The 6,198-nt window shown below is 44.4% G+C and carries 7 protein-coding genes and 1 pseudogene; 5 read left to right on the top strand and 3 right to left on the bottom strand.

Annotated features, from left to right (window positions below; all coding sequences use genetic code 11):
- Positions 1-181 precede the first annotated feature (181 nt).
- Genes M0413_RS22395 through M0413_RS22380 form a run of 4 tightly spaced genes read left to right on the top strand, consistent with a single transcriptional unit; the run spans position 182 to position 3,565 of the window.
- On the top strand, positions 182-760 hold the full coding sequence (locus tag M0413_RS22395) for a recombinase family protein (protein WP_249555701.1): 579 nt from the start codon (positions 182-184) through the stop codon (positions 758-760).
- 21 nt (positions 761-781) lie between these two features.
- On the top strand, positions 782-2,257 hold the full coding sequence (locus M0413_RS22390) for a DUF6035 family protein (protein WP_249555699.1): 1,476 nt from the start codon (positions 782-784) through the stop codon (positions 2,255-2,257).
- 32 nt (positions 2,258-2,289) lie between these two features.
- Entirely contained in the window at positions 2,290-3,282 is a 993-nt protein-coding gene (locus M0413_RS22385; protein WP_283771994.1) for a DNA-binding protein, read from the top strand.
- 55 nt (positions 3,283-3,337) lie between these two features.
- Entirely contained in the window at positions 3,338-3,565 is a 228-nt protein-coding gene (locus M0413_RS22380) for a hypothetical protein (RefSeq protein WP_249555697.1), read from the top strand.
- A 51-nt stretch (positions 3,566-3,616) separates the two neighbouring features.
- Here M0413_RS22380 and M0413_RS22375 read toward each other — a convergent pair whose 3' ends face one another.
- The gene (locus tag M0413_RS22375; protein ID WP_249555694.1) at positions 3,617-3,922 is read right to left on the bottom strand and encodes a PadR family transcriptional regulator; all 306 of its coding nucleotides are present in this window, start codon (positions 3,920-3,922) and stop codon (positions 3,617-3,619) included.
- An 8-nt stretch (positions 3,923-3,930) separates the two neighbouring features.
- On the bottom strand, positions 3,931-5,205 hold the full coding sequence (chrA, locus tag M0413_RS22370; protein WP_432345538.1) for a chromate efflux transporter: 1,275 nt from the start codon (positions 5,203-5,205) through the stop codon (positions 3,931-3,933).
- A 40-nt stretch (positions 5,206-5,245) separates the two neighbouring features.
- Between chrA and M0413_RS22365 the strand changes: the two genes are divergently transcribed.
- The gene (locus M0413_RS22365) at positions 5,246-5,734 is read left to right on the top strand and encodes a hypothetical protein (RefSeq protein ID WP_249555692.1); all 489 of its coding nucleotides are present in this window, start codon (positions 5,246-5,248) and stop codon (positions 5,732-5,734) included.
- 25 nt (positions 5,735-5,759) lie between these two features.
- On the opposite strand, the pseudogene M0413_RS22360 reads toward M0413_RS22365, so the two are convergent.
- Positions 5,760-6,198: pseudogene (locus tag M0413_RS22360) on the bottom strand (hypothetical protein); the annotation flags it as partial.

The following is a 6,198-nucleotide window of genomic DNA, read 5'->3' as shown; positions in this document are numbered from 1 at the left end:
AAGAGTGTTCATTTATCACCTTTAAACGAATCGTTCGATTCGCTCAATTTACACCAGTTGGGCGATAAAAGTCAAAAATGCACCCTATCAAAATGTATACTATTTGATAGCACTAGTTATTATCTATCAAAACTACTATCATAAATGCATTATCAAAACCTTTACAGAGATATGGTAATTTATGTCCAGAGTTGGTTATGCTCGAGTGAGTTCCACAGGTCAAAGCTTAGAAGTACAACTCAGCAAATTGCATCGAGCTGAGTGCAATAAGATATATCAAGAAAAACGCAGTGGGAGGACGGCTGAACGGTCAGAATTTCAATCTTGCATGAATTATTTACGTGAAGGGGATACCCTAGTGGTAACACGACTCGATCGTCTTGCTCGCTCAGTCGTCCACTTAGCCCAGATTGCTTCGCGTTTTCAAAGTGAAGGCATTGATTTACTCGTTATCGATCAGAACATTGATACGAGCACTTCGACTGGGAGACTCATGTTCAATATGTTGGCTGCTATTGCTGAGTTTGAAAATGACTTGCGTACTGAAAGGCAAGCTGAAGGTATCGCAAAAGCCCATGAAAATGGAGTTAAATTTGGTAGGCCTGTAAAACTTACAGACATCTTAAAACAAGCTATTTATGATAAAAGAGCTGAGGGGGCCACTATTGGCCAGCTTGCCAAGGAGTATCACCTTGGAGAGGCTTCTATTTATCGGGCTATAAATTCAGTTAAACAATCAATTGCTTCCTCTACTCGATAGATGTTAAAGAGCTGCGAGATTATGGAAAATACTAAGCGCCAAATCCCTATTGTTATTGATACCGAGCGTAATGAGCCCATTTGGGTTGAATCATTAAGTTGGATCTATGAGCAGCATGAACTACAAGAAATACGTCAAGCCAACATAAAACACCATCGTTTCGTCTGTCAAAACTGTAAACAACTGGTGTATCTTCATGCAAAACGAGATGACGATAGCCGGCACGGGCATCAATATTACTTTAGTCATCCAGAAGGGATTTATTGCGATTGGAAGTCTGATAGTAAATCTCGTGCGGAAATTTACGCTGGAGTAAGTGAGGGAAATAAGCATTGGCAAATGAAAGAGCTACTCGCTAAGACGCTTATGAACCTCCCCAATTGGGAAGTGATTGATGTCGATACGCAGTTTGTTTTTAGCCTAGACAAGCTCAAACGTGCAAAACCCGACCTCCATGCTCGTTATTTCGGTAAAGATGTTGCGTTTGAAATCCAACTTCGTAGTGAATCCCCAAAAGTCATCCTTGACCGACAGCATTTCTATCAGGAAAAAGAATGGCCATTGATTTGGCTAAGTGCCGAGAATGAAGATCAGATCCTTGATTTTTTTGATAAAGAAAGAATTGCGGTAAAACAAGTCCAGAAGGATATTGCCTTTTGTAACCGAGGGAACTGGTTCATTTTTAATGCAATCTTAGCTTCCGAATCACTCGAAAATAAGCAGCTTACGATATTAACGAAAGTGTGGGAGCCCAGATTAGCTGGTAAAAAGATTTATTATGATTGGTGCCAATATAGTGTTACCTACGACCAACTCACCCATCACGATGGTGAAACTTTTTATAGGGACTTTTACGCTTTAGATTGTGCGCTAAAAGCTGATTTGGTTGAACAAGGGAAGTTAAGAGTTTTAGCAAATATTGACCATTTCAAAAACCAAGAATACCGCGATTGGAGCCAATTTTTAGTTGCTGCCAAGATATGCTGGCCAACTCTCGATATGAGCAGCGATGCTGATTGGCTGCATTCTGTGTTTAAAGAAGACTATTATCTACGTGTACTGCAAGTAAAAAGCACTGTGCTAACTATCATTCGATATTACTCATCAGACATGCCTAGTTCATATAAACGTTGGGAACAATTTGCATTAAAATTGAGCCATTTATACTTTGGTTTCCACAAAAATATGAGCTTAAGTGTGCTCGAAAAAATTATGTTAATCCTTGGGTATGATCTTTCAACTAAGCTGGGTAGAAGACAAAAATCCTATGCGCGAGCTGTTCATAACTTTTTCGACTATGAAGCATTTAAACCATACCAAGCACTTTGCTTACGTGCTATCGAACTTAGCGAACATAAAGAAGAGCTTTTACATACGCCTAATGTACTGACACGATTGAATGATCCTATGAAAAAATCTATCGAAATAAATTCAAGTTTAGATGATTTTCTAGAATGGTTTGCTTCTGCTCCTATCTGTGAGCAAAGAGGGTTGTAGCGTAGTTTTGCTAACTTTACATTTTTGGCGCGTTGGGCAAATTTAGCCATGTAAAAGACGCCAGACAACGGCTGATAGACGAAGGTCAGTCGGTTACGTTGGATTCGTTGCGTATTGAGCTGGGCAATACCGGTTCTCGGTCAACCATACAGCGCTGGCTCAGAGAACTGGAGAACGACGATTCGACCTTGTTGCAGGATGAGCAGCTTCTGACGGAGACGATCAAGACGACGGTGCTGCAATTGGCCAGACGACTGCAGGAAGAGGCTCTGGCCAAAGTGGAACAAGCAGAGGCCATGCATAAAACTGCCCAAGCGAATTGGCAGCAGCTGGCTGACAACCTGCGTACACAAATTCAGGATTTGACGGCGCAAACCGACGACTTGCAGCGCAAGCTCTTATCATCTGAGGACCGCAATAAAAAGCTACAGGAAGCCAGGCAGCAAGATGCACTCACCATGGCGGAACTCACCGGTGAAAATGCCCATCTGAAAAACCTGCTCGCCACCAAGGATCAGCATATTAGCTCTCTTGAAGACAAACATCAGCATGCCAGACAAGCGCTGGAGCATTATCGTGCTTCTGTCCAAACGCAGCGAGAGCAGGATGTACAGCGCCATGAACACCAGATCCAGCAGGTACAGGCAGACCTTCGCGTAGCACAGCAAACTGTGATGGTGAAACAGCAGGAAGCGAGCACTCTGCTGGCGCAGGTACAGCAATTAACAGCCACGCTGCAGCATTCAGAGACTACATCCGCGCAGTTGAAGGAGCAGATGGGTAGTCTTGAGACGGAGCGCCGTCAATTAGAGCGTCAACTGGAGCATCGAAATACCCTGTACGCGGAGCTCCAAAAAGCCTTTGATGCGAAATGCCACGATGTACAGCAGTTACAGGCCCATATTTCGAGCGTGAAAACACAGGAAACAACCTGGTTGCAGGAAAAGGCCGCATTAACCGCGACCTTGGCCACTCAGCAGCAACTGTGGCAGCAGGTTTATCGGAACCAAGGCAAGCCAGCATAGCGCTCAAGATTGCGTCATGTTTATTGCAATTTATTATTCTTAAAGGAGACAAAAAATGTCTGATTATCGCTATATACAGGCAACGTCAGAGTCGTTTAGCGCTCATAAAGACGCAGTAAAGGACCCTGACTATACAACGGTATCGATCCGTGAACTTGAGTATGACAACTTGGGTGTAAAGTACATGCACATCCACTTTACAGATTTCAGTGAAGGGGTTCACTTTGGTGATAAAGCATGGCCTGAATTTACCAGGATATACGCCAGATCAATGAAAAAATGACTATATCGTTCGATATTAGTCGAGCCCAGCGAAGAATGACTCAACAAGCGCTCATTCATCTTCAAACAACTCGCCAAACAGCTCTTTCACTTTGACTTTCGCATCTTTGAGAGCGAGTCGCCCTTCATCCGTGATGGTATAAAAACGAATTTTGCGGCTGCCGTTTTGTTCAATGGTGGAATGTAGATACCCTTTAGATTCCATGGCATGGAGCATCGGATACAATGTGCCGGGACTGATATCGTAGCCATGATGCGCTAATTCTTCGCTGATCTCGGAACCATAAATGGTTTCTTTTGCAGCATGATGAAGAATATGCAGCCGGATCAAGCCAGCATAAAGGTCCCGTTGTGTCATGAGGTTACTTAGTTAAAAAGCCATGCGCCTATTATACCACCGGATAAAACCACAACCCAAGGGCTTAGTTTCCAGTGCATTAAGGCAACAAAAGCAACTAAGGCGGCAGCAAAATCTAACGGAGATTTGATAGAGCTGGTCCAGATTGGGTTATATAGGGCAGATAGCAAGATCCCGACGACGCTGGCTCCGACTCCTGCCATAACCGCCTGCATCAGCGCAGACGTTCTGACTGCATGCCAGAAAGGCAAGACGGCGACGAGCACCATAAATGCCGGTATGAAGATAGCAACCAGCGCAATTAATCCACCCACTATTCCAGTTGGCCCCTGTTGCATAGACGCGCCTAAAAAAGCTGCAAAGGTAAACAGGGGGCCAGGAACCGCCTGAGCAGCACCATAACCTGCCATAAAGCTGTCCGGATTGACTAAACCATTCGGCACGACTTCAGCTTGAAGCAGTGGTAACACGACGTGGCCACCGCCAAACACCAGCGAACCTGCACGAAAAAAGGAATCGAACAACATCACCGTAGGTTGAGACGATGAAATGGCAAGAGCCGGAAGCAAGAATAACAAGACGAGAAAACTTACCCCCCATACAGTGCCTGCTTTTCTCGAAATGCGCAGGGGAATATGTTCGGTTGGTGATTGTTCGGAGGCGGTTATTTTGCAGATGAAGATACCAATCACACCGCCAAGCGCTATGACCAGAACTTGTGACCAAATCGACGTCCAATAAGCCAACAACATTACACTGAGCGCCATGAGAGTGACTTTAGGAACTGAATTGCATAGTGTTTTAGCCATACCCCATACCGCCTGAGCAACGACCGCAACAGCGACGATTTTCAGGCCGTGGATCACCCCTGTTGGCAGTATGTCTCCCCACTGATGCAAGCTTAAAGCAAATCCGATAAGCAATAGCGCTGAAGGTATGGTAAACCCAATCCATGCAACCAGAGCACCCAGATAATGAGCCCGCATCATTCCCAGGGCCATACCGACCTGACTGCTGGCAGGCCCCGGCAGAAACTGGCATAACGCCACTAAATCTGCGTAATCCTGTTCTGTGATCCATTTCCGTCGAGTGACAAATTCATCCCGAAAATAGCCAATATGTGCGATAGGTCCGCCAAAAGATGTAAGGCCAAGCTTGAGAAAACTGACAAAGATATCCCAAAGCGTATTGGTCGCCTGCATGTTGAGTCTCCAATGTAAAGAGTCTTGAAATGAAAAATGCTTAATGATAAAAGTATATCGAATATCAATATCGAAAACCAATATCGAGTTTCAACTTCGTGAGTATTTAGTGAGGTTCATCATGAAACATCTTGTTTTAGCAAGTATCCTGTCGGTCTTAGTCGTTGGTTTTTCAGGCGGTAGCATGGCGGATGATCAGAAAAAGCCAACGGGTTGGTTATCTGAGGCTGAGTCTGACGAAAAGCGGTTCCAACTGTTGCAAAAATACTTGCGCGGGTTTGACCAGCCGATGTGGGAAGTGGGAGAACGCTATCAATCTATGCACACAGCATTAACCCGCAATAATCCAGAACTTGCCACTTATCAATGGGAGAAAATCCGTACCACCATAGAAAATGGCATTATGAAACGACCAAAACGCGGAAAAAATGCCAAGGCAATATTCCTTGAAACAGCATGGCCTGACGTGTTGAGCGATTTGAAATCTGGCGATTTAGCCAAGGCTAAGCAAGGCTTTAACAAGGCGAAAACTGCTTGCATGAGTTGTCATGCAGCGGAGCAGGTTGGCTATATGAATAATCAGCCAGTGTTTGACTTAGGATTTAAGTAAATTAAACCGTTGCAACAACTTCATACGCCAGACCCACACGGACTTTTTGTCCCTTTTCTTTAAAGTCAGCAATACCAGTGATCAGGCCGCAAGGACGAATACCTTTATCTAACGCATCTTCAATGGATAAACGGAAACCTGGGAAGTTGAGCAAGTTAGCCGACATTTTGTCGCCATTGATTTCGTCGAAATTAGTGAAAAATTGCTTAATCACATTTTCCCACGTCATCTTGCCGGTACGTTTTTCGTCACGTAATACTTTTTGGATCAGTAAGTCCTGATAACCCATGGTCAAGCGGTTCCAGAAGTCCTTACGACGACCGATACGCACAGGGTTAATCGCACCAGTGTATTTGCTGTGGTCGCTTTCACTGTCGAAGTATTCAGGCAATAAACGTTCGAAGAAGTAAGTCAGGATAACGAATAAACTGTCGTTAAGTTGTGGGAAGCCCACACTCTTCCAC

Source organism: Shewanella sp. 8A (assembly GCF_023475945.1).
GTDB lineage: Bacteria > Pseudomonadota > Gammaproteobacteria > Enterobacterales > Shewanellaceae > Shewanella > Shewanella xiamenensis.
The sequence above is the reverse complement of the archived record's forward strand: the minus strand, read 5'-3'. Positions and strand labels throughout refer to the sequence as shown.

Bases quoted from the DNA above. Each gene is read 5' to 3' on its own strand.
- M0413_RS22395 (WP_249555701.1), top strand. From the start codon at position 182: ATGTCCAGAGTTGGTTATGCTCGAGTGAGTTCCACAGGTCAAAGCTTA.
- M0413_RS22390 (WP_249555699.1), top strand. From the start codon at position 782: ATGGAAAATACTAAGCGCCAAATCCCTATTGTTATTGATACCGAGCGT.
- M0413_RS22380 (WP_249555697.1), top strand. From the start codon at position 3,338: ATGTCTGATTATCGCTATATACAGGCAACGTCAGAGTCGTTTAGCGCT.
- M0413_RS22375 (WP_249555694.1), bottom strand. From the start codon at position 3,922: ATGACACAACGGGACCTTTATGCTGGCTTGATCCGGCTGCATATTCTT.
- M0413_RS22365 (WP_249555692.1), top strand. From the start codon at position 5,246: ATGAAACATCTTGTTTTAGCAAGTATCCTGTCGGTCTTAGTCGTTGGT.